22 protein-coding genes and 3 pseudogenes are annotated in these 26,460 nt (G+C 57.5%); 12 read left to right on the top strand and 13 right to left on the bottom strand.

The window, feature by feature from the left end; all coding sequences use genetic code 11:
- Positions 1–136 precede the first annotated feature (136 nt).
- The gene (locus ACQY4M_RS06810; protein WP_428539582.1) at positions 137–1,363 is read left to right on the top strand and encodes an IS256 family transposase; all 1,227 of its coding nucleotides are present in this window, start codon (positions 137–139) and stop codon (positions 1,361–1,363) included.
- Between the two features lie 66 nt (positions 1,364–1,429).
- On the opposite strand, the pseudogene ACQY4M_RS06805 reads toward ACQY4M_RS06810, so the two are convergent.
- A pseudogene (locus ACQY4M_RS06805) lies at positions 1,430–1,756 on the bottom strand (acyltransferase family protein); the annotation flags it as partial.
- A 245-nt stretch (positions 1,757–2,001) separates the two neighbouring features.
- A complete protein-coding gene (locus tag ACQY4M_RS06800; RefSeq protein WP_428542423.1) occupies positions 2,002–2,586 on the bottom strand; it encodes a YcbK family protein in 585 nt (194 codons plus the stop codon).
- A 341-nt stretch (positions 2,587–2,927) separates the two neighbouring features.
- Here ACQY4M_RS06800 and ACQY4M_RS06795 point away from each other — a divergent pair, with 341 nt between their 5' ends.
- On the top strand, positions 2,928–4,523 hold the full coding sequence (locus tag ACQY4M_RS06795; RefSeq protein WP_428542420.1) for a L,D-transpeptidase family protein: 1,596 nt from the start codon (positions 2,928–2,930) through the stop codon (positions 4,521–4,523).
- 33 nt (positions 4,524–4,556) lie between these two features.
- Positions 4,557–5,645 (top strand): UDP-3-O-(3-hydroxymyristoyl)glucosamine N-acyltransferase, encoded by a 1,089-nt coding sequence (gene lpxD / locus ACQY4M_RS06790; RefSeq protein WP_428542417.1) that lies wholly within the window; start codon positions 4,557–4,559, stop codon positions 5,643–5,645.
- Between the two features lie 86 nt (positions 5,646–5,731).
- Here the strand turns inward: lpxD and ACQY4M_RS06785 are convergent, their stop codons facing one another.
- On the bottom strand, positions 5,732–6,418 hold the full coding sequence (locus tag ACQY4M_RS06785) for an invasion associated locus B family protein (protein WP_428542414.1): 687 nt from the start codon (positions 6,416–6,418) through the stop codon (positions 5,732–5,734).
- Between the two features lie 505 nt (positions 6,419–6,923).
- Here ACQY4M_RS06785 and ACQY4M_RS06780 point away from each other — a divergent pair.
- Entirely contained in the window at positions 6,924–8,408 is a 1,485-nt protein-coding gene (locus tag ACQY4M_RS06780) for a helicase HerA-like domain-containing protein (protein WP_428542556.1), read from the top strand.
- A gap of 68 nt (positions 8,409–8,476) precedes the next feature.
- The gene (locus tag ACQY4M_RS06775) at positions 8,477–8,680 is read left to right on the top strand and encodes a hypothetical protein (RefSeq protein WP_428542411.1); all 204 of its coding nucleotides are present in this window, start codon (positions 8,477–8,479) and stop codon (positions 8,678–8,680) included.
- A 10-nt stretch (positions 8,681–8,690) separates the two neighbouring features.
- Here ACQY4M_RS06775 and ACQY4M_RS06770 read toward each other — a convergent pair whose 3' ends face one another.
- The 3 genes from ACQY4M_RS06770 to ACQY4M_RS06760 all read right to left on the bottom strand — a co-directional run bounded on the left by ACQY4M_RS06770 (position 8,691) and on the right by ACQY4M_RS06760 (position 12,566).
- Positions 8,691–9,998, bottom strand: a complete 1,308-nt coding sequence (locus ACQY4M_RS06770) for an HlyC/CorC family transporter (protein WP_428542408.1) — start codon at positions 9,996–9,998, stop codon at positions 8,691–8,693.
- 101 nt (positions 9,999–10,099) lie between these two features.
- Positions 10,100–11,029, bottom strand: a complete 930-nt coding sequence (locus tag ACQY4M_RS06765; protein ID WP_428542405.1) for a site-specific tyrosine recombinase XerD — start codon at positions 11,027–11,029, stop codon at positions 10,100–10,102.
- A 4-nt stretch (positions 11,030–11,033) separates the two neighbouring features.
- Positions 11,034–12,566 carry a hypothetical protein gene (locus ACQY4M_RS06760; RefSeq protein ID WP_428542402.1) on the bottom strand — a complete coding sequence of 511 codons (1,533 nt, stop codon included), beginning with the start codon at positions 12,564–12,566 and terminating at the stop codon, positions 11,034–11,036.
- A 176-nt stretch (positions 12,567–12,742) separates the two neighbouring features.
- Here ACQY4M_RS06760 and ACQY4M_RS06755 point away from each other — a divergent pair, with 176 nt between their 5' ends.
- From ACQY4M_RS06755 to aroB, 4 genes are all read left to right on the top strand, one after another.
- Complete coding sequence (locus tag ACQY4M_RS06755) at positions 12,743–13,627, top strand: IS5 family transposase (RefSeq protein WP_428542399.1); 885 nt, start codon at positions 12,743–12,745, stop codon at positions 13,625–13,627.
- A 12-nt stretch (positions 13,628–13,639) separates the two neighbouring features.
- A complete protein-coding gene (locus ACQY4M_RS06750; RefSeq protein WP_428542396.1) occupies positions 13,640–13,786 on the top strand; it encodes a hypothetical protein in 147 nt (48 codons plus the stop codon).
- A 244-nt stretch (positions 13,787–14,030) separates the two neighbouring features.
- Positions 14,031–14,588, top strand: a complete 558-nt coding sequence (locus ACQY4M_RS06745; RefSeq protein ID WP_428542393.1) for a shikimate kinase — start codon at positions 14,031–14,033, stop codon at positions 14,586–14,588.
- Positions 14,589–15,701: a 3-dehydroquinate synthase gene (gene aroB / locus ACQY4M_RS06740; RefSeq protein WP_428542390.1), complete on the top strand. Its 1,113-nt coding sequence runs from the start codon at positions 14,589–14,591 to the stop codon at positions 15,699–15,701. It begins immediately after the preceding gene.
- 148 nt (positions 15,702–15,849) lie between these two features.
- On the opposite strand, the gene ssb is transcribed toward aroB, so the two are convergent.
- Positions 15,850–16,341, bottom strand: coding sequence for a single-stranded DNA-binding protein (gene ssb / locus ACQY4M_RS06735; protein WP_428542387.1), 492 nt, complete (start codon positions 16,339–16,341; stop codon positions 15,850–15,852).
- Positions 16,342–16,608: 267 nt separating this feature from the next.
- On the opposite strand from ssb, the gene ACQY4M_RS06730 reads away from it, so the two are divergent.
- Both ACQY4M_RS06730 and ACQY4M_RS06725 read left to right on the top strand, forming a co-directional pair.
- Positions 16,609–17,652 (top strand): IS5 family transposase, encoded by a 1,044-nt coding sequence (locus ACQY4M_RS06730; protein WP_428539227.1) that lies wholly within the window; start codon positions 16,609–16,611, stop codon positions 17,650–17,652.
- A 65-nt stretch (positions 17,653–17,717) separates the two neighbouring features.
- On the top strand, positions 17,718–18,542 hold the full coding sequence (locus tag ACQY4M_RS06725; protein ID WP_428542384.1) for a hypothetical protein: 825 nt from the start codon (positions 17,718–17,720) through the stop codon (positions 18,540–18,542).
- Here ACQY4M_RS06725 and gluQRS read toward each other — a convergent pair.
- The 4 genes and pseudogenes from gluQRS to ACQY4M_RS06705 all read right to left on the bottom strand — a co-directional run.
- A complete protein-coding gene (gluQRS, locus tag ACQY4M_RS06720; protein ID WP_428542381.1) occupies positions 18,539–19,387 on the bottom strand; it encodes a tRNA glutamyl-Q(34) synthetase GluQRS in 849 nt (282 codons plus the stop codon). The two genes, ACQY4M_RS06725 and gluQRS, sit on opposite strands and share 4 nt — an antisense overlap.
- Positions 19,388–19,397: 10 nt before the next feature.
- A complete protein-coding gene (gene trmFO / locus ACQY4M_RS06715; protein ID WP_428542378.1) occupies positions 19,398–20,765 on the bottom strand; it encodes a methylenetetrahydrofolate--tRNA-(uracil(54)-C(5))-methyltransferase (FADH(2)-oxidizing) TrmFO in 1,368 nt (455 codons plus the stop codon).
- 80 nt (positions 20,766–20,845) lie between these two features.
- A complete protein-coding gene (gene gyrA / locus ACQY4M_RS06710) occupies positions 20,846–23,500 on the bottom strand; it encodes a DNA gyrase subunit A (protein WP_428542553.1) in 2,655 nt (884 codons plus the stop codon).
- A gap of 249 nt (positions 23,501–23,749) precedes the next feature.
- Positions 23,750–24,037: pseudogene (locus ACQY4M_RS06705) on the bottom strand (ornithine cyclodeaminase); the annotation flags it as partial.
- A gap of 45 nt (positions 24,038–24,082) precedes the next feature.
- Between ACQY4M_RS06705 and ACQY4M_RS06700 the strand changes: the two are divergent.
- On the top strand, positions 24,083–24,739 hold the full coding sequence (locus tag ACQY4M_RS06700) for an IS1595 family transposase (RefSeq protein ID WP_428539609.1): 657 nt from the start codon (positions 24,083–24,085) through the stop codon (positions 24,737–24,739).
- Between the two features lie 17 nt (positions 24,740–24,756).
- On the opposite strand, the pseudogene ACQY4M_RS06695 reads toward ACQY4M_RS06700, so the two are convergent.
- Both ACQY4M_RS06695 and rocF read right to left on the bottom strand, forming a co-directional pair.
- A pseudogene (locus ACQY4M_RS06695) lies at positions 24,757–25,527 on the bottom strand (ornithine cyclodeaminase); the annotation flags it as partial.
- A 2-nt stretch (positions 25,528–25,529) separates the two neighbouring features.
- Positions 25,530–26,444, bottom strand: a complete 915-nt coding sequence (gene rocF / locus ACQY4M_RS06690) for an arginase (RefSeq protein ID WP_428542375.1) — start codon at positions 26,442–26,444, stop codon at positions 25,530–25,532.
- Between the last annotated feature and the right edge of the window lie 16 nt (positions 26,445–26,460).

Raw genomic sequence — 26,460 nt, 5'->3', positions numbered from 1 at the left:
CAGACCAGTCCGTAATCCTGACCGCAGGGGAAACGGTGGTAGTGTCGCGAGTTTGGTGGAAATTCGAGGACGGCGTAATCTCCGGGTGCATCGAAGCCACCCAACCGGCGGCTGGAACCGCCAAGGAGATCACGCCATGACAAAGAATACAGCAACATCGACATCCGCGCTACTGGCCAATGAAGCAGGCTATGACCCGATTGAAGACCGGCTGCGCCAGAACATCCGCGCGACGATCGAGGCGGTTTTCGAAGAGGAGCTGGAGCAGTTTCTGGGCCGTTGCCGGTATGGCCGCAGCGGCGGGGCAAAGGCCGGATACCGCCACGGGCATCGCGAGCGGCAACTGGTCGGAACATTTGGAACCGAAACGGTGCGCGTGCCGCGTGCGCGGATCACAGGCGAGGCCGGCAAGGCCAGAGAATGGCGCTCGAAGGCATTGCCCCGCTACCAGCGGCTGACGAAGAAGGCCGAGGCGCTGATCGCTGCTGTCTACCTTTCGGGCACCAACACACGGCGGGTAAAACGCGCCCTGTTCGGCCTGTTTCAGGGGGCGGTCAGCAAGGATGTGGTGAGCCGCGCCTGGCGCAAGGTGAAGGTGGACTGGCAGGCGTGGTGCGCCCGCAGCCTTGCGGATGAAGACATCGTGCGGCTGATCCTGGACGGCACCGTGATCAAAACGCGGATTGACAGGAAGGCCACCAATATCTCGGTTCTGGCCGCGATTGGCGTGCGCCGGGATGGGCAGAAGGTCTTGTTATCACTGATGAACATGGGCGGCGAAAGCACCTCCGCCTGGCGTCAGTTCATCAACGATCTGGATGCGCGCGGGTTGAAACGGCCCGAATTTGTCATCGTGGACGGGGCACCGGGACTTGAGGTCGCTCTCATTGCCCTCTGGGGTGAAGATCTGCCGATCCAGAGGTGCACGGTGCACAAGCACCGCAACCTTCTGGCCAAGGCACCCAAGCGTATGCATGATGAGTTGACAGAAGATTACCGCGACATGATCTACGCCAAAACACCCGAGGAAATCGCCACCCGCCGCAAGGCATTTCTGCGAAAATGGCGGCTGAAATGCAAGGCCGTCGCTGACAGCTTGGAAGAAGCAGGAGATAAGCTTTTCACCTTCACGCGTCTGCCACAAGGCCAGTGGAAATCGGCCAGAACGACAAATGCGATCGAACGCCTGAACGAGGAATTCCGCCGCCGCATCAAGACCCAGACCGTGCTGCCATGCGCCGAGACCGTGCCGATGCTGCTTTGGGCTCTGATGGCCTCGGGGCAGATCGTCATGCGAAAGGTCGATGGCTGGGAAACGCTCGCTCAGCCCGTCGCCGACGCAACCCTTGACCAAGCCGCCTGACCGGCGCATAACTCAACCCGCTCGGAGGTGCCTGAAATCAATTTCCACCACTTTCGAGACACAACCAAATACGGATACCGCAACCACACTTTGCGAAAAATCCTTGTAGTGTTGGGGGGGCATCCACATCCAGGCAAAAGGGATACAAACAAGGACGATCAGGAAAAGCGCGGGTAGAATGCGCCGCGCCCGCCGTTCATAAAATCGCAGTATTGAAAAGCGGCCTTGTTGTAGATCCTCGAGGATAATACCGGTTATCAGATAGCCGGAAATGACAAAGAAGATATCAACGCCAACATAGCCGCCGCGAAAGGAGGTGATCCCGGCGTGGAACATAATGACGGGTAAAACCGCAATCGCGCGCAAGCCGTCGATTTCCCGCCTGTATTGCATACCAGCTACTGCTGTCCCTCGTTAAATACATACGCTGTCTTCATCTGCTTGTGCCTAGAGTAATGCAAGTAAAAAAGGCAAAATACAACAACGATTACAGTGTTTTGCTCGGATAAGGACCCGGGTCGTTACTGACCTGATACTATTGAATATCCAAGGTGGTTACATAACGCCTCACCGTCCCAAAACGTGCTTTGAGTCTAGGGAATTATGTAGGGGCAGATTTCCTGACAGGAAGGCGGTCGTCAGCTGCCCCATGTGCGAACTGCGCCGCAGTCCATGTGCACAAAATTGGAGCGAGAATATTTGCCAACACCGCCAGCGCCACATGCTCTGCCCGCTTTGTAAATCTGGCTGACTGTACGCGATTTCAAACGCACATCGTTGGCCTGCCCCTTCATATGAAGAGAGTTCTTGGCGACCCCGCGTGAGCGCGAGCGTAGCATCGCGTTGGTTTTGGGGGTGCGATATCCCGATAGCAACAGATATGGCTCGGTTGTGTCCAGCAGATTATGTGCTGCTGTAATAATATCGAAATTCCGTATGTCCATGCTTTTGACAGCGTCTTCACGCCAGTCGCGCATGAAATAGTTGATTTCCTTGATGGCGTCTTTGATATACTTGCCTTCGATCCAGTAGATCGTATCCAGATGCTCGCCCGTGCGGCCGGAATACATGCGCAGGCGGCGAACATCGCCAGCTCCGCGCAGGAAACCCGCAGCATTGGCGTAAGTTGGCGCGGCCACGAGTGTTGTTGCGGCAAAAGCCCGCAAAACACCGCGTCGCGTGATTAAGGATTTGGTCGTGCCCGAAGTCGTCTTGTCTGTCATTGTCTTATCGCCTGTCCCACAGCTACCGTTTGCTTTTAAAAACAAACTATTGCTTATACATCCCCAGATGTTTGCCACTTATTACACATCTCGAATCAACCGCCAAGCGATCTTTGCTCAATTTTGTTTAAAACCAGTAAAATCGGCAATAATCTGCTGAAATCTGGAATCTGTTGTATTTTAGATGAATCTTGGATGCATTATTGCGTCGCCCTGATTGTTTGTGGCAAAATGATGCGAATGTGAATGGACTTGGCCCGGATTATTAACGATTGTCTGCGTCATTGGAAACTATGGAAAAAACTGTTTAGGGGTTCGGAATGTATAGAGCGCTATTTCAAATGCGTTTTGGGTATAGATTTGTCGCGGCTTTGGCCGTTGTTTTGTCATTGTTAATATCAAGCGGATCCGCGAATGCGCAGGTTACCGCATATAAACAGGCTGTTGCGACGGCTGCTGCCAATGATGCGGCTTTGGCTGAATTCTATAAATCCAGAAATTACAAATCAATATGGACAGGCCGTATTGGCAAAGACGGGCAGCGACGCAAAGCGTTTCTTTCGGTGTTGGCCAAGGCCGGGGACCACGGGTTGCCCGTTAAACGCTATGATGTTGATGGCCTGCGGGCACGGCTGAAGGCGGCCAGAACCGGCCGTGATCGTGGCCGCATGGAAGTCGAGATGAGCCGGCTGTTTTTGCAATACGCCGAAGATATTCGGTCTGGTGTGGTGAATCCGCGCAAAATCGACAGTGGCATGGTGCGTCAGGTTCTTCATTATGATCGGCTGCAAACTCTACAGGCTTTTGCCAAAAGTTCTCCGGCGGGGTTTCTGAAAAAACTGCCCCCTAAAACGCCCGAATATCTGCGCCTGATGAAAGAAAAGCGCAAGCTGGAAAAACTGCTGGGGCGGGGTGGTTTCGGACCCAAAGTCGGCGCTGCATCCCTAAAACCGGGTGCGACCGGCGCAAGTGTCGTTGCGTTGCGGAACCGTTTGATGGCAATGGGGTATCTGAAGCGGTCCTCATCGCAAACCTATGATGCCAAAATGCAAAAGGCGATTCAGCTGTTTCAGCGGGATCACGGGTTGCCGACAGATGGTGTTGCCGGCAAGGCCACGATGGCCGAAATCAATAAACCGGCCGAATACCGGCTGCGGTCGATTATCGTCGCCCTGGAACGCGAGCGTTGGTTCAACCAGCCGCGCGGCAAGCGTCATATTCTGGTTAACCTGACCGATTTCACTGCGAAAATCATCGACAATAACAAAGTGACTTTCGTAACCCGTTCGGTTGTCGGGAAAAATGAAGGCGACCGTCGCACACCGGAATTTTCGGATGTGATGGAATTCATGATCATCAATCCAACATGGAATGTGCCGCGGTCTATCGCGATCAAGGAATATCTGCCGCTGTTGAAACGCAACCCGAATGCGGTGGGGCACTTGCGTTTGGTGGATTCACGTGGGCGCACTGTAAACCGTAGCGCGGTCGATTTCTCGCAATACAATGAGAAAACCTTTCCGTTTAACCTGAAACAGCCGCCCAGCCGCGGGAATGCGTTGGGGCTGGTCAAGTTCATGTTTCCGAACCGGTACAACATTTACCTGCATGACACCCCGTCGAAAAACCTGTTCAACCGCAATGTGCGGGCGTTCAGCCACGGGTGCATCCGGTTGCAACAGCCGTTTGATTTTGCCTATGCATTGCTGGCAAAACAGATGTCCAACCCGCAGGAATATTTTCAGGCAATCCTGAAAACCGGACGCGAGACAAAGGTTGATCTGAAAACACCTGTACCTGTGCACCTGATTTACCGCACAGCCATCACCAAGCCAAAGGGGGGAATGGAATATCGTCGGGACGTTTACGGACGGGACGCCAAGATTTTCAATGCCCTTAGCAAAGCCGGGGTGGTGCTGCGCGCGGTTCGGGGTTAAATCTGTTCCCGACATAACCGTTGGGGGCTGCAGATGGGCTATACAGTTTCAGAAATTGCAACAGCGCTGGGGGCGAAAGCCGTTGGCGCTGTTGACGTTGTGATCAATGGTGCCTCTGAGCCGGCAACGGCAGGGGCAGGGGATCTGGCTCTGGCGATGGATCCGAAATATGCAGACGGGCTTGCTCAGGGACAGGCTTTGGCCGCTGTTCTTTGGGACGGGGCGAACTGGCAGGCGTTGGGACTTAAGGCCGCCATTTTCGTACCCCGCCCACGATATGCGATGTCGGGGTTGACGGCGCTGCTGGATGCGGGGCCGGAAATCGAGGCCGGTATTCATGCAACTGCGGTGATCCATCCAGAAGCGGTGATTGGAGACGGGGCTGCGATTGGCCCGTTCGTGGTAATCGGGCGCGGGGCGGTGATTGGCGCCCGCGCACGGATTGCAAGCCATGTCAGCGTGGCCGAGGGCGCGCGGATTGGTGATGATGCGCTGTTGTTGCAAGGTGTGAAGATAGGTGCGCGAGTGGTGATCGGCGATCGCTTTATTGCGCAGCCGGGCGGTGTGATCGGATCGGACGGATTTTCATTTGTCACGCCGGAAAAATCCACGGTGGAACAGGCCCGCGAAAAACTGGGCAAGGATGTTCAGGCCAGCGCCCAAAGCTGGACCCGTATCCATTCGCTGGGCACGGTTGAAATCGGTGATGATGTGGAAACCGGTGCCAATGTGACGATTGATCGAGGCACCATTCGCGCCACCACCATCGGGCGCGGTACCAAGCTGGATAATCAGGTGCACATCGGCCACAACGTGCAGGTGGGCGAGGATTGCCTGCTGTGCGGTCAGGTTGGCATTGCAGGGTCATCGCGCATCGGCAACCGTGTAGTGATGGCGGGGCAATGCGGGGTTTCGGACAATATTTTCGTTGGTGATGATGTGGTGGCCGGCGGCGCCACCAAAATTTTCACCAACGCCCCGGCTGGAAGGATATTGCTGGGATCACCAGCCGTGAAAATGGAAACCCATATGGATATGCAAAAGGCCCTGCGCCGCCTGCCAAGGCTTGCAAAACAGGTGGCTGAACTGAAAGCAATGCTTGCGAAAAACGACAAAGAATAACGGGTATTCCAGTTAGGTTACAAAATGAAAAAACGCCACCCCATGATGCGGGTGGCGTTTCCATTACTTCCAATGCTTAAGACCTATTAGTGCAGGGTCTCTTGCAGCGCCTTATAGCCTGCGGTGAAACCCGCAAGTGAAAGTGTCACTGAAATTGTTTCATCCGGTGCAAACACAGGCACGATGGTCAGTGTTGCTTTGGCGCCGCGTTTAAAGGCGGCAATATCACCATTGGTAAAGCCAACGCGGGAATAGCATCCGACATTGCCACACCAGGTGAAAGGATAGCGTTTCTTGGCGCCGCCATCGATCTCGAGGGTCAGCTGTTTCGTCAGCAGGGTTTCAAGCGGGGTGACAATTGTTGCACCGGCAGCGGCCTGTTGACCTTTGGGCAATGCAATAATGTTCATCTCGGCAATCGGAACGCCTTTGTCATCTTTCATCAACTGGAACAGATGGCAGGGTTCTTTCTGGCCATCCTCGACCCGTACACAACGCAATTCCCATGCCTCGAATCGTTCTTTTACATAAGTGGTCCCGGGCCCGCGCTCATCGACAACTTCCTGGCCCATGTTTAATGGCACCTGATTATCAGTCGTTGTTTCGCCATTTGCCGGTGTTCCAGTATCGGTCGTTTCAGTTGCCGGGGCCGTTTCGGTCGTTGGTGCGGCTGTTTCCCCTTCAGGTTTCGGGGTTGTCGTCTCTTGGGCAAAAGCGCTGCTGCCAATTGCAATTGCGGCGGTAAGCGTAATGAGTCTCAGAAAATCGGGCATGTGTTTTTCCATATTATCTATGTCACGTCACCCGCCATCTATCATGACTAAACAGAAGTGTCAGGTCAGTTTTCTGTGTAATCAATGTCTGCGGGCAATTTTTTGCCATTACGGGGGGCCGAAAAGAAAAAGGGTCCGCGTATCGGACCCTTTTCCTATATCTGTGCTCCCCATCGGACTGGCCGACTTTTATTAAACACAACCTACGGCGTTTTGACGCATGGGTCAACGGTTATGTTTTTCAAGAGGATGCGCTGATATTTCACGAAAAAAGGCCGCGCATTTTACGCGCGGCCAGTCTAACAGGGAGGAAATACATCCGGACGAAAGAGGACAAACACCCGAGATGTAAAACTACACTGGCACAATATGATTAACATGATTAACATTGTATTTTCATGTGCAAGAATGAGATGAAAACAAAATCAAAGCGGGGGAAGTCGCAGTGAGCAAAGACCGGATTTTTGTAGGGGGTGGCGGCGAAAATTATGCCGTACCGCAAGATATGCTGCTGAAATATGCCAACCGCCACGGGTTGATTGCCGGGGCGACAGGGACGGGGAAAACCGTAACCTTGCAAATTCTGGCCGAAGAATTGTCGGCGGCGGGTGTGCCGGTGTTCATGTCGGACGTAAAGGGTGATCTGTCGGGGCTGGCCGTGGCGGGGTCCGAAAGCTTCAAACTGCACGATGCTTTCATGAGTAGGGCACAAAAGATCGGGTTTGACGATTACACCTACGACAGTTTCCCCGTTACCTTCTGGGATCTGTTCGGTAAATCCGGCCACCCGATCCGCACCACGGTGGCGGAAATGGGACCGCTGCTGATCTCGCGTCTGCTTGAACTGTCAGAAGCACAAGAGGGTGTTTTGAACATTGCCTTCCGTGTCGCCGACGAACAGGGGCTGCCATTGCTGGACCTGAAGGATTTGCAATCGCTGCTGGTCTGGGTCGGGCAGAATGGCAAGGATTTGTCGCTGCGCTATGGCAATGTATCCCCATCTTCGGTCGGAACCATCCAACGCCGCTTGCTGGTGCTGGAAAATCAGGGCGGGATAAACCTATTTGGCGAACCGGCGCTGGAACTGGCCGATATGATGATGGTCGATCCTGACGGACGCGGGCGGATCAACATTCTGGCCTCGGATGCGCTGATGGCGGCGCCAAAACTTTATGCCACCTTCCTGATCTGGTTGCTCAGCGAATTGTTCGAGGAACTGCCCGAGGTGGGCGACCCCGACAAACCCAAGCTGGTGCTGTTCTTTGACGAGGCCCACCTGCTGTTTGACGGTGCCCCCAAGCCGATGATCGACAAGATCGAACAGGTCGCGCGCCTGATCCGTTCAAAAGGGGTGGGTGTGTATTTCGTAACGCAAAATCCCGGCGATATTCCCGAGGATATTTTGGGCCAGTTGGGCAACCGCGTGCAACACGCCCTGCGCGCCTTTACCGCGCGGGATCGCACACAGTTGCGGTTGGCGGCCGAAACCTATCGCGACAATCCGCGTTTCGATACCGCCCAGGCCATCCGCGAGGTGGGCGTGGGCGAAGCCGTCACATCATTCCTGCAGAAAAAGGGCGTGCCGGGCATGGTCGAACGCACCTTGATCCGCCCGCCATCCTCGCAACTGGGGCCGATCACCGATGCCGAGCGTCGCGCGGTGATTGCCGGATCCCCCTTGGCCGGTAAATACGAGGCAAAGCTGGATCGACAGTCGGCCTATGAAATGCTGAAAAAACGCGCCGAGGATGCGGCCAAAGCCGCGGAAGAGGCGGAAAAGGCCGAGGAAGAGGCCGACATGGCCTTGCGCGAATACAAGGCCGGTCGCCGCTATTCAGGCGCGCGTGTGGGGCGGTCAACCTCGCGCAAAACCCGCAAAGAGGCAAGCTGGGGTGATGCGATCAGTTCGGTTGTGTTGAAAGAGCTGAAGGGCACCACGGGTCGCCGGATAGTGCGCGGGATATTCGGCACCTTGTTCAAGGGGCGCTGATTGATCACCTTTCAATTCCGTTCATCGTGACCGTGGTTTTCAACCTTATCTTGGCGGTCTTGCTGGGCATGGCCGCATTGTTCGGCTTTGCCTATTTTGATCGCTATTACCGGTGGCGCGATTGTTTCAACGAGTTGGGGCGTTGTTATGATCCGCAAACGGGCATGGTCTATGTCGAGCAGGCAGGGCTTGTCTGGATCACGCTGCTGCTGGTTTGCCTTGGACTTGTGGTCATGGTGCTCTTCCTAAGAAACCGCATGAAGCAACAGTAGCTGCCTGTGATCATAAAGGCCGGATTTTCAGCTTCATAATCCGGTTGGCCTGCCGCTCCAGCACTTCAAAGCGAAACCCGTGGAAGGAAAACACCTGGCCTTCTGACGGGATCATCTGGGCCTCGTGGATGACCAACCCGGCAACCGTGATGGCCTCTTCATCCGGCAGGTTCCAGTCTGTGGCACGATTCAGATCGCGGATGGTCATTGCGCCTTCGACCACGAATCCCCCGTCGTCGGATTTACCGATCGTTGGCTCGTCGTCCTTGTCGAACTCGTCGGTGATTTCGCCGACGATCTCTTCCAGAATATCCTCGAGCGTGATCAGCCCCTGCAACGATCCATATTCATCCACCACCAGCGCAAAATGCGCGTGACGCCTTAGGAACTGGCGCATCTGGTCGTCCAGCGTGGTGGTTTCCGGTACGAAGTAGGGTTTCTTGGCCACTTTCAAAACGTCAAAATCATTCAGGGCTTCGAAAGACGCCTCTTTTTGCACCATCAACTTGTGCATGGCACGCAGCAGGTCTTTGGCATGGATCACCCCGATGATGTTTTCCGGATCATCGCGGAATAGCGGCAGACGGGTATGGGCGGAATTCAGGCATTGCGCCAAAACATCTTGCGGATCATCCGCAACGTCGATCATCTCGATCTTCGAGCGGTGCAACATGATTTCCTCGACCGTGCGCTCGCCCAGATCAAGCGCGCCCAGAATGCGGTCGCGGTCCTCTTTTTCAACCACGCCTTCGGAATGGCCCAGCGAAATGGCCCCTGCGATTTCCTCGCGCACAGCCAGCATCTGGCCGTCCGGATCCACCTTGACTCCGAACAGCCGCAGCATCAGGCGCACGAACCAGCGGATTGCGCTGACAATGGGGGAAAAAACGCTGACAACCAGCCGGATAACCGGCGACACGCGGGCGGCGGCGGTTTCGGGGTTTGTGATGGCATAGGTTTTGGGCAGCACCTCGGCGAAAACCAGCACAAGGAAGGTCATCAGCAAAGTGGCCAACGCCACGCCGCTTTCGCCAAACAGGCGGGTGAACAGGGCGGTGGCCAATGAGGCCGCAAGGATATTTACAAGATTGTTACCCAGCAGCACCGCGCCGATCAGCCGTTCGGTGTCTTCGGTCACATCCAGCGCCTGTTTGGCGCCTTTGTTGCCCTTGTCGGCCTGTGCGCGCAATTTGCCGCGTGATGCCGCCGTCAATGCGGTTTCCGAGCCGGAAAAGAACGCCGATAACAGCAACAACAGGGCGATAAAGCCCGAGGTGATCCAGAAGGCAGTATCAAGGAAAGGGGCGGTTTCGGGCATTTCTCTCACATCTAAAAGGGGTTATCTGCCTTTATGGGGCTTGTTGCGCGCCGGTTCAAGTGGCTGTCCGTAGGGCGGGGTTCACCCCGCCTTTGGTTGGGTTAATTGTCCTTGGCCAGCGGATGATGCTCCAGCACCAGTTCCTTTAGCCGCTCCTCAAGCACATGTGTGTAAATCTCGGTGGTGGAAATATCGGCATGGCCCAGCAACGTCTGGATCGACCGCAGATCGGCCCCGTTGGCCAACAGGTGCGTGGCAAAGGCATGGCGCAGGGTGTGTGGGGTGACTTTGGCGGGGGAAACGCCGCCATGCACCGCCAACTCCTTGATCAGCAGATAAAACCGGTTGCGGGTCATATAGCCCAGCTTGCTGCGCGACGGGAACAGGAATTTCGAGGGTGCAGCCCCTTTGGCGCGGGCCGCATCATCCTGTTCGTCGCGCAGTTTGATCCATGCCACCAATGCCGCACGGGCAGGGGGGGACAGCGGCACCATGCGCTCCTTGCCGCCCTTGCCGCGCACCAGTATCATCCGTGGATCACCCCGCACGGCAGACACCGGCAGCGACACCAGTTCGGTTACCCGCATCCCCGTGGCATAGAGCAGTTCCATCAGGCAGGTATTGCGCAGCCGGTCCGAAGTATTGCGCCCATGGCTGCGGGCGGCGGTCAGCAGGGCTTCGACCTCGTCAATGCTCAGGGTTTTGGGCAGGCTTTTGGCCCGCCCCGGCCCTTTGATCTGGATTGCGGGATTGTCGTCGCGCCAGCCTTCCTCGAATGCAAACCGGTACAGCCCCTTGATCGACGACAGCCGCCGTGCGCGGGTGGCTTGGGCCAATCCTTGCGCCTCGCAATGGATCAGATAGCCCTCGACATCGGCGCGGGTGGCGCTGGCAAAATCCGGCCCCTTGCCAGACAGCCAATCGGCAAAATCCATCAGGTCGCGGGCATAGGCGGACTGGGTGTTGGCGGCCGCGTCCATTTCGGCGGCTTGGGCGTCCAGATAGGTGCTGATCCAGTGGCGGGCGTCCATCGGCCTAGCCGCGCCGTTCCAGCAGCATCAATTGTATCGCCGCCCGCCGCGCCGTGTCCTCTAATCCGACAGAACGCAGCAATAACAAGGCCTTGCGCACATCTTTCAGATCCCCATCCGCCCCTTGGGCAAACAGGGTGATGGCTTGCAATATCGCCTTGCCCAACTGGTTGTCCGCCAGAAGCGGGGCAAATTCGACCGGCGCCGTGTTGGCCTGAAACGCGGGCTTCACCACATTGCCCTTGGCATCGGGCGAAGCCACGCCACTCACGTCCCCTTGCGCGATCGCCACCAGAAATTTGTCCATCACCGTGACCGGTTTGTAATGGTCCGCCACCTTTTCGTAATCCGCAGACAGCAAGCCGATATGAAACGCCAGTTCTGCCGCTTCATCTTGCAATGGTAACCGTTCCAGTCGCTCGCCGTATAACGTGGCAAAGGGCACTTCGAGATGCGCGTGCTGCATTTCTTGCCAGACGGCGGGCAGGGCCGTGGCCACGGCCCCCGGGTCGTTGGTGGACATGGCGGTATCAAATTGCTGCACGGCCTCGATGCGTTCCCATATACCGCCCGAAGCAGCAGGCAGGCGTTCGGTATAAATTCCCAACAGGCGGTTCGGATCAATCGCGCCGGTGCGGGCCAGCCGTTCGGCGGCCTCGATCTGGGTTTTCCAACCGGTGTTGCTGCGCAGGTCCGCATTGGCAAAGGCCAGCGGCAGGTTGGCTGTCGGGATCGGCTCGCCAATCGCTTCGCGCATGCGGAAAATCAGCGGCGTGACATGTTTGGGAACGGGCAGGGGCGGTAGGCCTTCGAATAATTCGGGGTCCAGAAAACGCGCCAAAAGGGCGTCTTCCTCTTTGGTGATATAGCCCAGCACCTTGGCGGTTTCCAAAGTCACAGCGGCGGCGTTCCAATCCCCGTTGCGGGCCAGACAAAACACCCGCGCCGGATAGGTGGGGGCGATATCGGCCTTGTCTTTCAGCTTGGCACAGGCGGCATGCTCGGTGCCGGTCAGCAGGGCCACATCGAACCAGCGGCGAAACAGGTCAGGCGTGTCCGGCCCCGCGCGTTCCAGCAGGGCCTGCGCCTGATCCAGTGATCCCATATCCAGCAATTTGTCGATCCGCGCCAAAAACAGCGCGCCGGAGCCATCGGCATCCAGTGGCGCATCCAGTTCGGCCAGCAGGATCATTTTCAGCAGATCCTCTAGTGCGGGCAGGCTTTGAACCGGTTGACGCCGCACCTGATTGGCCAACTCCTCGCTGGGAGTGGCGCCCCAGAAGTTGCGCGGCAACCCGGTAACCGACACTGGCAACAACCCCACCGCATCCGGCGTTGGCCCATCCAGCGTTGTGACGGTGATATCCTCGACCGAGGCATCGCGGGTAACATCCGTGGCCGTGGGCGGTTGCATCACAACCGGTGTGGCCACCGTATCGGACAGCCAGTCAATCGCCGAAAGCGGCGCATCTGCCAGCGCAATCGCGGCATTGCCCAGAACAAGGGCTGTGAAAATGAAAAACCTTTTACTCGACATCCAGTGTAACCGGCTGGTTAACCTCTTTTACCTCGGGGGTCATATCCCCCAGATAGGCATAGCCCGTCAGGGCGACAAAGCCCAGCAAAAGAAGGAAAAAGACCTCTGCATAACATCGGGATTCCCCCGGGTTGGCCGTTTTGGTAAGCTAGCCGGGAAATCTCTGGGGTGAATAGATGGACCTTTTCCTGCACGAAGCGGCGGCACGGATCGGCGCGGATGACGTTCTGTCGAAGATCGACGCGCTGATGGATTGGAACTCGTTTTTGCCGATCCTGCGGCGCGGTCTGGGGCGCTCGGGGATCGGGCCTCAGGGCTATGATCCGCTGGTTCTGTTCAAGTGTCTTCTGGTTGGCCAGTGGCACGGGCTGAGCGACCCGAAGCTGGAGCGGGCCTTGAAGGTGCGGCTGGATTTCATGCTGTTCTGCGGGCTCGATCTGCACGCGTCGGTGCCGGATGAGACGACCCACTGCCGGTTCCGCAATGCGCTGGTCCGGGGTGGCGTTTACGATGAGCTGCTGGCCGAGGTCTGCCGCCAGATCGAGGCGCATGGGCTGAAGCTGAAAGAGGCTGAGGCGGCGATCATTGATGCGACCCTGATCGCGGCGGCGGCGCGCCCGCGCACCCATATCGACGCCCCGCAGGACCGGGCAGAGGACGGGGCAAGGGAAGGGACGCCGGATGATCCGCCCGAGGTCTCACCCGACGGGGCACAGCTGCATTTCAGCGCCGACCCTGATGCCCGCTGGGTCAAGAAGGGCCGCAAGAGCACGCTCGGCTACAAGGGCTTTGCCCGCTGCGACGAAGAGGGCTTTATCGACAAGGTGCACACCACGCCCGCCAATGCCGCCGAAAGCCCCGAATTCGCCACCATGATCGCGGGCGCAAAGGCGCAGCGGGTGCTGGCCGACAAGGCCTATGCGAGCAAGGCCAACCGCCAGATGCTGCGCGGCAAATACCGCGACGGCATCCTGCGCAAGGCAGCGCGCGGCCGCCCCCTGCGGCAATCGGAGAAACGCTTCAACCGGCTGATTTCGAAACGCCGCTTCCGCATCGAGTAGACTTTCGGCACGATGAAACGCCTCTTCGGCCTGCAGCGGGCGAGATATTTCGGGCGCGCCAGGGTGCATGCCCAGATGGTCATGGCCGCCATCGCGCAAAACCTGCTCAAGGCCGCAAACAGGATCACCCTCAACCCGCAAACCCCCGCAATCGCATAGCCCCAAACCCCGCCACCCGTCTGTCCGCCGGACCCGCAGGGGCGCAAGGTGGGCGGCCGAAATCTTGCTTCAACCGAAAGCCATGGCCTCATGCAGAGGTCTTGGAAAATAAGTGCCTTTAGCAATCGCCCCATTATCGTCTGCCTTTTTGTTTTGCCTGCATTATGACGCAGTTTGCCCGATTTATATATGGCCTTTTATGAAATTTCACGCCATTGAATGTAAATAATTAGGAATTAAGCGGGTGACTGCCGGTTTGTCATATGTGTTGAAAAAGACGGTTGTGCTGGTGGGCATGATGGGGGCGGGCAAAACCGCCGTCGGCAAGGCCCTGGCCGAACGCCTTTCGGTGCCGTTTCTGGATTCCGACGACGAGATCGTCAAGGCCGCCAATATGTCGATTGCTGAAGTGTTTGAACGCGATGGCGAGGTCTTCTTTCGGGCCCGCGAAACCGAGGTGATCACGCGACTTCTTGAAGAAAAGACAGGCATTTTATCCACTGGTGGCGGGGCATTTTTGACCGAACGGAACCGCAATGTCATCGCTGACAAGGGCATTGCGGTCTGGTTGCGGGCGGATTTGGATTTGTTATGGGCACGGGTGCGCCACAAAAACACACGTCCCCTTTTGCGCACGGATAACCCGCGTGAAACCCTGCGCGAATTGTGCAAGGCCCGCGAGCCGCTTTACGCAAAGGCCGATCTGGCCGTGCAGGGGCGGGCGGAATATTCGATCAACGATATGGCGTCATCGGTGCTGGATGCGCTGAAATCCCGCCCCGATGTGCTGGAGGCAGATTAGATGGTTGAAACCCTGCGTGTGGAACTGGGCGATCGCGCCTATGATATCCGGATAGGTGACGGGCTGATCAAACAGGCTGGCGCCGAAATCGCCCCCTTGCTGGCGCGTCCCCGTGTGGCGGTGGTGTCGGATGAAAACGTCGCCGCGTTGCATCTGGAGACCCTGCGCGCCGGTCTGGCAGATGCTGGCATCGACATGGTGTCACTGGTGCTGCCTGCAGGCGAGGCGACCAAGGCATGGCCACAATTCACCCGCACGGTGGAATGGCTGCTGGATCAAAAGATCGAGCGCCGCGATGTGGTGGTGGCCTTTGGTGGCGGGGTGATTGGTGATCTGGTCGGCTTTGCCGCCTCTGTGCTGCGGCGCGGGGTGCACTTCGTGCAAATCCCGACATCCCTGCTGGCGCAAGTGGACAGCTCGGTCGGCGGCAAAACCGGCATTAATGCGCCGCAGGGCAAAAACCTGATCGGCGCCTTTCATCAACCGTCCCTGGTGCTGGCTGATATTGGCGTTCTGGGCACGCTAACCCCGCGCGACTTTCTGGCCGGCTATGGCGAGGTGGTGAAATACGGGATGCTGGGGGATCTGGATTTCTTTGAATGGCTGGAGATCAACGGCCCTGCATTGGCCGCCGGTGACATGGCCCTACGGGCCGAGGCCGTGCGCCGGTCCTGTCAGGCCAAGGCCGACATCGTGGCGCGGGACGAAACCGAGCAGGGGGACCGTGCGCTGTTGAACCTCGGGCACACCTTCTGTCATGCGCTTGAATCCGCGACCGGCTATTCCGACCGTCTGTTGCACGGGGAAGGTGTGGCAATCGGTTGTGCGCTGGCCTTCGAGGTCTCGGCCCGTCTGGGCCTGTGCAGTCAGGAAGACCCCAGCCGTGTGCGCGCCCATCTGCGCAATATGGGGATGAAGGTCGACCTGTCGGATATTGAGGGGGATCTGCCGGATGCCGATGCGCTGATTGCCCTGATGGGGCAGGACAAAAAGGTGATTGATGGTGCGATCCATTATATCATGGTGCGCGGGATCGGGCAGGCTTTTGTTACATCCGATGTGGATAAAGCCGTGGTACGGGCCGTTCTGGAGCAGGCTCTGGCCGCTCGCTAATCTTCTTCTTGCCTGAAATACCTCCGCCGGAGGCAAACGCGCCCGACAGGGCGCGCGGGGCGACGCCGTCAGGCGGCGCAAACCCTGAAAACAAAAAAAAGGCCCCGATTTTCATCAGGGCCTTTGTAAAAAAATCCTTTTCCGTTTTCTAGAACGGGATTTCGTCGTCGATATTGCTGCCACCGCCACCTTGCTGTGGGCCGCTGTCATAGCCGCCACCGGATGATCCGCCGCCATAACCGCCCTGATCACCGCCGCCATAGCCGCCACCACCGGATCCGCCGCCACTACGGCCGTCCAGCATAACCAATGTGCCGTTGAACCCGGACAGAACCACTTCTGTCGAATACCGGTCATTGCCCGACTGATCCTGCCATTTGCGCGTTTGCAATGCGCCCTCGATATAAACCTTCGAGCCTTTTTTCAGATATTGCTCACAGACCCGCACCAGCCCTTCCGAGAAGATGGCCACTGTGTGCCATTCTGTTTTCTCGCGGCGCTCGCCGGTGTTTTTGTCTTTCCATGTCTCGGATGTTGCAATCCGCAGATTGCAAACCTTGCCGCCATTCTGGAATGTGCGCACCTCGGGATCAGCGCCCAGATTGCCTATCAATATTACCTTGTTAACCGAACCCGCCATGCGTGATCTCCCTTGCTTTCGTCGAATCTTATTCAAATTGTTTCTAGGGTTACATCACCCCGTGCGAATGAAGGAAAGGTAAATATCACCATTCTTGGGGCAAACTTTATGTATTGTAGGGGGATTTCACCCATAAACCAAAGGTATATGCAGATACTTGTGTGTGATCGTATATCATTAGGGAACCTCTAAAAATCCCCCAAAATCCGGCCTGACGGGGTAGAATCGTCATCAGGATGAAAATGATTCGACCGACGGGGTTTTGTCATGGGTCAGATGGGATTTTTTGATCTTTCCAGCCGATACGCGGGACTGGACAAATCTGGTGATCCGCTGGTGTTGCTCAACGACATGGTGCCGTTCGAGGATTACCGGGACGAGCTGAAGGCCATATGGCGCACGCCGCCCGAACAGCGCAAATCCAACGCTGGCCGCCCGCCTTGGGATGAGGTGCTGATATTCAAGACGATGGTTTTGCAGCAGCTCTACAACCTCTCTGACGATCAGATCGAGTATCAGATCCGCGACCGCCTGTCGTTCATGCGGTTTCTCGGCCTTGGCATTGAAGACAGCGTACCTGACGCCAAGACCATCTGGGCCTACCGTGAAAGGCTGGCCGGGGCCGGGAAGATGAAGGAGCTGTTTGACAAGTTCGATGCCTTTCTGCGCGAAAAGGGCTATCTGGCGATGGGCGGGCAGATTGTTGATGCGAGCATCGTTCCGGCGCCGCGCCAGCACAACAAAAGGGACGAGAACGAGAAAATCAAGGCGGGCGAAACGCCTGAAGAGTGGGAGGAAAAACCCCACAAGAAGCGCCAGAAGGACGTGGATGCGCGCTGGACGAAGAAGCACGGCAAGAGCTATTACGGCTACAAGAACCACATCAATGTCGACCGGCGGCACAAATTCATCCGCGCTTATGATGTCACCGATGCCGCCGTGCATGACAGCCAGGCGCTTGCCGGTCTGATTGATGCGAGCAACACCTCATCGGACCTGTGGGCCGACAGCGCCTATCGCTCGCAAAAGATCGAAAGCGAGCTGGAAGAGCGGGGGCTTCACAGCCATATCCATCACAAGGGCAGGCGCGGCAAGCCGCTTGGCGAGCGCCAGCAAAAGGCCAACCGGAGGCGCTCGAAAGTGCGGGTCCGGGTCGAGCATGTATTCGCTTTTCAGGAGCGCTCCATGGGCGGCAAGCTGATCCGCTCCATCGGCCTGAAGCGGGCGCGATTTCGCATCGGGATGATGAACCTGGTCTACAACATGAAGCGCTTCGTCCAGTTCGAATGCGGCCTGGCGGCGCCGGGATAAGGGTTCATGGGGTGAGGTGTGCCTGAAATACCCAAAACCGGCTTGAAACCGGTGAAAATGGGTTTATGATCCGAAGCAATCAGGCGGGACAGGCGAAAAACCGTCCACCCCGCCGCGAAGAAGGCGAAAACGGGAATTTACAGAGGTTCCCTATATTTGCCATTTCCGCAAGCCTTTCGTTAGCGTCTGCAATACCTGCCAGTGGTCAGGGCTTTGATCCGCGCCAACCCTGTAGCCTGATTATCGGCAATGCGGACGAGGCAACGCTGGATCAGGTCGGAGCGTGGATATTCGGTTATCTTGCAGCCTCGGAATCGGCGGTGCGACCGGTGAGCCGGGATAATCTGAACGCAGTTATCCGTAATCTAGGAAAACGGTGCGTCAAGGATCAGACTGCAAGCCTGCTGGATCTTGTCGGAGGTGACAAAGCCTCGGGTGAGACAGGAAAAGCCGCCTCGGGAAGCGAAGCCGAGGCACGGGCGCTGTTGATGCGGTTTTTTGATCCGAACGAAGATCTTGTGGCACTGACGGCGGAATTGTTGCCCAGGCCCGAAGATGTGCGTGCGGTTTACAGTGATCCGCTGGCCTCGAAAATGATTGAAACCTATGCTGCTGCTTTGAAACCGGGCATCAAATTTGGTCCCAAGCCCGAGCATGATGATCTGTATATGGTCTATACCACCACCGGTAAGCTGGCGGCGGGCGATCCGGCTATGGATGAATTTCCTGGTGGCTATCGAAAAGTGGTGCAGTATTTCAAAACCGATGTACCAATTGTGCGGTTCAAGTTTGTGAAAAAGGGCGAAACCAGCGGGTTGGCCTTTGACGGGCTGGTTTTTGTGAATAATCACTGGGTGCTCTTGCCGAAACCCTGGCGGTCGCTGGACTAGGCTTGCAAACTGACCATTTTGCGGATGTCCGCAGGGCATGCTCCATCGCCTCGATATTTTGCGATAGCGCGGGCATCGTCGCGTTTGGCAAGGCGTTTGCCGGTGTTATCACGGATCAGGCGGTGGTGATGATAGGTGGGGGTGGGCAGGCCTAATAGGGTTTGCAGCAGGACGTGGATTTTGGTGGCGTTAAACAGGTCCTCACCCCGAATTACATTGGTGATTTTCTGCGCTGCGTCATCCAGCACCACGGACAAATGATAAGAGGTTCCCATATCGCGGCGCGCCAGAACGATGTCGCCAACGCGGTGGATCAGACCATCAGGGGTAATCCGGTGGATGCCTTTATGCGCGGGGCCGGTTTCGCTAAACTCCAGCACCGGATTTCCCAGCATGTCACAGGCTTTGGCCATATTCAGACGCAGGGCGGCGTTTCTATCCCTGTGGCCCGCATTTCGGCATGTGCCAGGATAGATCAACCCGTCCGGCCCATAGGCGGGTTCAACCCCTTCTTGCGGGGCGGAAACGGCGGTTTCGATATCGCGGCGCTTGCAGGTGCAGCGATACAGAAGGCCCATGCCCTCCAGTTTCGCAAGGGCATTATGATAGGCGGGCATCCGGTCTGATTGGCGCATCACCGGTTCCGGCCACTCCAGCCCCAGCCAGTGCAGATTGTCATAAATCTGCGCCTCCCACTTTGGGCGGGCGCGGCTTTGGTCGATGTCCTCGATTCGCAGCAGGAATTCACCGCCCGCCTTGGTGGTCATGTCATAGGCCAGCATTGCGGAATAGGCGTGGCCCAGATGCAGCGGGCCGGTCGGGGAAGGGGCAAATCGGGTGCGCATGGGCGTCACGTTAGGTGGAAGCGTTTTGCGCGTCCAGCCATTGCTGCCACGCCGCTTTGGCGCGGTCGGTGTAGGCCTTGTAACGGGTTTTGCGGTTCTTGCGTCCGTGTTTGGCGTCAATCGGTTGGAACAGGCCAAAGTTGACGTTCATCGGCTGGAACGTCTTGGCCGCAGCGCCACCGGTGATGTGGTTGACCAAAGCGCCCATCGCGGTATCCAGCGGCGGGGTTTCCACGGGGCGGCCCAGTATTTCCCCTGCCGCCATCCGGCCCGCCAGCAGGCCCATTGCGGCGGATTCAACGTAGCCCTCTACTCCGGTGATTTGCCCCGCAAACCGGACATTGGGGCGGGATTTCAGGCGCAACTGATGATCCAGCAGGGTGGGCGAATTGATAAATGTATTGCGGTGGATGCCGCCCAGACGCGCGAAGCTGGCGTTTTCCAGACCGGGGATCATTTTGAACACCTCGGTCTGGGCGCCGTATTTCATTTTGGTCTGGAATCCGACGATATTATACAACGTTCCCAAGGCGTTATCGCGGCGCAATTGCACCACGGCATAGGGTTTGTCATCGGGACGGTGCGGGTTGGTCAGGCCGACGGGTTTCATCGGGCCAAAGCGCAGGGTCTCGCGGCCGCGTTCGGCCATCACCTCGATCGGCAGACAACCGTCAAAGTAGGGGGTGGGGTTGGGGGAGGAACCAGCTTCGCCTTCGTGGAATTCGGTTTTGTCAGCGGCCAGTAGTGCGTCGATAAAGGCCTCGTACTGGGGTTTGTCCATCGGGCAGTTCAGATAGGCTTTGCGCTCTTCCTCGGTGTCGCCTTTGTCGTAACGCGACTGCATCCAGCAGGTGTCCATATCGATGCTTTCGGCATAGACAATCGGCGCAATGGCGTCAAAAAATGCCAGCGCATCAGCGCCGGTGTGGGCGGCGATGGATTGGCCAAGGGCGGATGAGGTCAGCGGGCCGGTGGCGATGATCCAGTTGCCATCGATCGGCAGTTCGGTGATCTCGTTGCCATCAAGGGTGATCAGCGGATGGTCCAGCAGGCGTTTGGTGATGGTTTCGCTGAACGGGTCGCGGTCCACCGCAAGGGCAGAGCCGGCGGGCAGGGCGTGTTGATCGGCGCTGGTGATGATGATGCCATCCGCTGTGCGCATTTCCCAATGCAGCAGGCCGACCGCGTTTGCCTCGTCATCGTCCGAGCGGAAAGAATTGGAGCAAACCATTTCCCCCAGATTGCCGGTGCGGTGGGCAAAGGTTTTTACCTTAGGCCGCATTTCGTGGATCACCACAGGCACGCCCATTTGCGCGGCTTGCCATGCGGCTTCGGCGCCGGCCATGCCACCGCCGATGATGTGGAGTGTATCGGTCATATCTATGCCTTTTGTGTCGGGCAGAAGCGGGGGCCAGCCCCCGCACCCCCGGGATATTTAGGGAACGATAATGAAAGAGTCTATTCTTCGGATTCTTCCGCATCGTCCTCGTCGCGTTCAGCGATCCACGCAACCGAGACCACAACTTCGCCTTTGGCTGTGTCAAACACCTTGACCCCGCCAGCCGAGCGTGAGCGGAACGAGATGCCGTTGACCGGACAGCGGATGGATTGGCCCTTGGAGGTGGCCAGCATGATCTGGTCTTCCATTTCGACCGCAAAGGAGGCCACAAGATCGCCGCCGCGCATTGCCTTGTCCATCGCCGCAACGCCCATGCCGCCGCGACCGCGCACGGGGTAGTCGTGGCTGGAGGACAGTTTGCCCGAGCCGCCCGAGGTGATGGTCAGGATCAGGTTCTCAACGGCCTGCATTTCCTCGAAGCGTTCCTGTGTGATGGCGCCTTCGCCTTCTTCTTCGGCTTCGACCTCGGTATCATCGGCACCCGCCAGCGCACGGCGCATTTTCAAGTAAGCGATGCGTTCTTCGGATGTTGCCTCGAAATGGCGGATGATCGACATCGAGACGACCTTTTCGCCGTCTTTCAGCCTGATCCCGCGCACGCCGGTGCTGTCGCGGCCCTTGAACACCCGCACGGCGGTGGTGGGGAAGCGGATGGCACGGCCACCGGCAGTGAACAGCATCACATCGTCGTCTTCGGTGCAGATGCGCGCGTTGACCAGCTCCACGCCCTCGGGCAGTTTCATCGCGATTTTGCCGTTGGCGCGCACGTTAGTGAAATCGGACAGCGCATTGCGGCGCACGTCACCGGCATCGGTGGCAAAGAATATCTGCAGATCGCCCCAGTCCTTTTCATCCGCATCGACCGGCATGATCGCGGCCACGGAAACGCCCGTGGGGATCGGCAGGATGTTGACGATCGCCTTGCCCTTGGCGGTGCGTCCGCCCTGTGGCAAGCGCCATGTTTTCAGCTTGTAAACCATGCCTTCGGTGGTGAAGAACAACAGCTGCGTGTGGGTGTTGGCGACGAACAGGTTGGTGATCACGTCCTCTTCTTTGGTCTGCATTCCGGCCAGCCCCTTGCCGCCGCGTTTCTGGGCGCGGAAATCGGCCAGCGGGGTGCGTTTGATGTAGCCGCCTGAGGTGACAGTAACGACCATGTCCTCGCGTTCGATCAGGTCTTCGTCTTCCATGTCGCCGGACCAGTCGACGATGGTGGTGCGCCGGTCCACGGCGAATTTTTCCTTCACCTCGCGCAATTCATCGGAAATGATCGCCATGATCCGGTCGCGGGAACGTAGAATATCAAGGTATTCGCGGATGGCGGCGGCCAGCGTTTGCAATTCGTCCGTAACTTCTTTGACGCCCATCGCGGTCAGCCGTTGTAGGCGCAATTCCAGAATGGCGCGGGCCTGTGTTTCGGACAGGTTGTAGGTGCCGTCATCATTGGCCTTGTGGGTCGGATCGTCAATCAGCGCGATATATTCCAGAATATCGCCCGCCGGCCAGCGGCGCGTCATCAGCTTTTCGCGGGCCTCGGCAGGATCGGCAGAGGAGCGGATGGTGGCGACGATTTCATCCACGTTGGATACAGCCACGGCCAGACCGCACAGAACGTGACTGCGTTCGCGGGCTTTGCGCAATTCAAAGGCGGTGCGGCGCGCGACTACTTCTTCGCGGAAACTGATGAAAGAAGTCAGGAAGCGGCGCAGGGTCAGGGTTTCGGGCCGCCCGCCATTCAGCGCCAGCATGTTACAGCCGAAACTGGTCTGCATCGGGGTGAAACGGAACAGCTGGTTCAGCACCACTTCGGGGGTGGCGTCGCGTTTCAGCTCGACCACCACGCGCACACCGTTGCGGTCGGATTCATCCTGAACGTGGCTGACACCCTCAATCCGTTTTTCGCGCACCTGTTCGGCGATCTTTTCGATCATAGACGCCTTGTTCACCTGATAGGGGATTTCGTCGATGACGATGGCGTAACGGTCCTTGCGGATTTCCTCGGTGCGGGTTTTGGAGCGGATTATAACGCTGCCACGCCCTTCCAGATAGGCTTTGCGCGCACCTGCTCGGCCCAGCATAATGCCGCCAGTGGGGAAATCCGGGCCGGGGACGTATTCAATCAGCTCTTCCGTGGTCAGATCGGGGTTTTCGATCAGCGCCAAAGTGGCCTCGATCACCTCGCCCAGATTGTGCGGCGGGATGTTGGTGGCCATGCCCACAGCAATACCGCCAGCGCCGTTGACCAGCATATTGGGATAACGGGCGGGCAGGACGGTGGGTTCCTGATCCTTGCCGTCGTAATTGTCCTGAAAATCGACCGTGTCTTTTTCAATGTCGGCGGTCAGAAAGGCCGAGGGTTTGTCCAGCCGAACCTCGGTATAACGCATCGCGGCGGCGTTATCGCCATCCATCGAGCCAAAGTTGCCCTGACCGTCCAAAAGCGGCAGCGACATCGAGAAATCCTGCGCCATCCGCACCAGCGCGTCATAGATCGCGCTATCGCCGTGCGGGTGGTATTTACCCATCACATCGCCGACCGCACGGGCCGATTTGCGGTAGGGTTTATCGGCGGTATTTCCGCCCTCGTACATCGCATAAAGAATACGCCGGTGCACCGGTTTCAACCCGTCTCGCAGGTCGGGAATCGCGCGTGAAACGATCACGCTCATCGCGTAGTCGAGGTAGGATGTTTTCATCTCGGAGGTAATCGAGATCGAAGGGCCGTCATATACATATGCCGGATTCTGGTTTTCTTCTTCGTTTTCTGGTGTTTCCGGAGTGTCGTTCACGTGGATTTCCGCCTGTTCGCCTGAAGCTGTATTTTGTTGCTTTGACTATACAGGATGGCACATGTTGTGTGCAATGGGGATGCGGATTTTTTCGCTGAAAATGGCCGCTCATCAAGCCTGACGGCTTTCTTCGCTGGGCAGCGAAGAAGCCCGCAAGGGCTGATGAGCGGCGGTTTACCTTTTGGCCCGCTGCAACATGCCGAACAGATCACGCGGATCATCGGGATCGGCGACCATATCCAGATCCTGATAGAAATTACCATCCTGCAACTGGTCGTGCACATAGCGCAGGGCGGAAAAATCCTCGATCGCGAAACCGACGCCGTCAAACAGGGTGATTTGCCGATCAGACGTGCGGCCCTTGGCGGTGCCGTTGATCACTTGCCAGATCTCGGTCACGGGGTGATCGGGGTCCAACTGCTGGATTTCGCCCTCGATCCGGGTTTGTTCGGGGAATTCGACAAGGGGCTGACCCAGATAACCTAAAAAGAGGTTATGATGGGAAGCATGAGAAAGAGTCGCCTGAGCCACTACAAGCAAGACCGTCTTACGGAGCATTTTGTTTCGGGATCGACAGCACGAACAGCAGCCAGTTTGTGTGGTGTAAACCGCAAGACCGCAGCGTTTTATTTTCTACGCCTGCGCGAGATAATCGCCTATGAGCTGGAGGCGGAAAGCCAAGCTATGTTCGGCGGAGAAATAGAAGTGGACGAAAGCTACTTTGGCGGCAAACGCAAAGGTAAACGCGGGCGTGGTGCGGCAGGTAAAATTCCCGTTTTTGGTATATTAAAAAGGGGTGGGAAGGTTTACACCAAGATCATCCCGGACGCCAAATCCGCCACTCTGATCCCGATCATAGAGCGCAAAGTCGTGCCGGATTCCATCGTCTATTCCGATTGTTGGCGCGGTTATAATGTGCTGGATGTGTCAGACTTCCACCACTTTCGCATCAACCATTCCAAGCTCTTTGCAGACCGTCACAACCACATCAATGGCATCGAGAATTTCTGGAACCAAGCCAAGCGCCACATGCGCCGATTTAACGGTGTCCCCAAGGCCCAATTTGGGCTATATTTGAAGGAATGCGAGTGGCGTTTCAACAACAGTGACCCTTCAGCTCAGTTATTGCAGCTAAGACAATGGGTTAAGCGTTACTTGAAGTAGTTATCTGGGTCAGCCCCTTCGACAAATATATCGCTGCGTAGCAGGATATCGCGGTGCAGTTCGGTTTTGCCGGGGCAATCGCCGCCAATCGCGTTGATATGCACACCGGCCCCGACCATATTGTCGGTCAGGATGGTGGCGTATTGTTTGTCGGCGGTGCAGGTGGTGATGATCTGCGCGCCTTCAATTGCCGCTTCGGGGCTGGGGCAGGCGGTGATATTCAGCCCGCTATCGGCCAGATTGGCCTTGCATTTGGCGGTGGCGGCGGGATCTATATCGTACAGTCGCAGGTTTTCGATGCCGCAGACGGTTTTCATCGCCAGCGCCTGAAATTCGCTTTGCGCGCCGTTGCCGATCATCGCAAGGGTTTTCGCGCCCTTGGGCGCCAGATGTTTCGCCACCATCGCCGATGTCGCCGCTGTGCGCAGCGCCGTCAGGATGGTCATTTCCGATAGCATCACCGGATAACCACTGGCCACATCCGCCAAAAGCCCAAACGCAGTAACGGTTTGCAGGCCTTTCTTCATGTTGGAGGGGTGGCCGTTAACGTATTTGAACCCGTAAACCTGCCCATCCGAGGTGGGCATCAGTTCGATCACGCCTTCGGTCGAATGGGACGCCACGCGCGGGGTTTTGTCGAACAATTCCCAGCGGGCGAAATCATCCTGAATATAGCGTGCCAGATCGGCCAGCACCTGTTCAATGCCGATGTGATGCACCAGCTTCATCATGTTGTCGACCGATACAAACGGCACATAGGCCAGTTTCGAGGGGGCGGGAATGGTCATGTTCAGTAACTCCGTGTGGGGCGGTCAAAGACGCGGCGGCCAAGCAGGGAGGCCGTCAGGTCCACCATCAGTTTTGCGGTTTTGCCGCGATCGTCCAGAAAGGGGTTCAGTTCAACAAGGTCCAGCGATGTCACCAGCCCGCTGTCGTGCAGCATTTCCATCACCAGATGGGCCTCGCGAAAGGTGGCGCCGCCCGGAACGGTGGTGCCAACGGCGGGCGCGATGGCTGGATCAAGGAAGTCTACGTCCAAAGACACATGCAGCAATCCGTTGGCGCGGGAAACATCGTCCAGAAACGCTTCGAGCGGGCGTTTGATGCCGCCCTCGTCAATGGCACGCATATCGACACTGCGGATGTTGTTTTCCACCAGCGCTGCCTGTTCTGCCGGATCGACCGAGCGCAGGCCGATAAGGCAGAGGTTGTTCATCGGCACCACAGCAGGTAGCGGGGGGAAGGCGTCAAAATCCGGCAAGCCGGTGACATAGCCCAAGGGCGTGCCATGCAGATTGCCGCTGGCGGTGGTTTGTGGCGTGTGGAAATCGCTGTGGGCATCCAGCCACAGCACAAACTGCGGGCGATTCACTTCGGCAGCATAGGCGGCGACACCGGCCACCGTGCCAAGTGCCAGCGCATGATCGCCGCCAAGGAAGATCGGGAGACTGTCGCGCATGGCCGCCTGCGCGGCCTGCATCAGGGTTTGGGTCCAGCCCACGGTTTCGGCCAGGGCGTGGCTTTTGCCATCCTCGGGAATGTCCACGGGGGCAGGGGTTAGATTGCCGATGTCGGTGACACTGTGGCCAAGGCCGGTGATGGCCTGTTCCAGACCGGCGGTGCGCATGGCATCCGGTCCCATCAGGCAGCCGCGGCGGCGCTTGCCGCTGTCCACGGGCGCCCCGATCAGGGTGATATTTCGCATGTTGTAAAACCTGTTC

This window comes from Profundibacter sp. (genome assembly GCF_965277155.1).
Lineage (GTDB): Bacteria > Pseudomonadota > Alphaproteobacteria > Rhodobacterales > Rhodobacteraceae > Profundibacter.
Note: the sequence above shows the minus strand (reverse complement) of the source record. Positions and strands in the feature narration are given on the sequence as shown.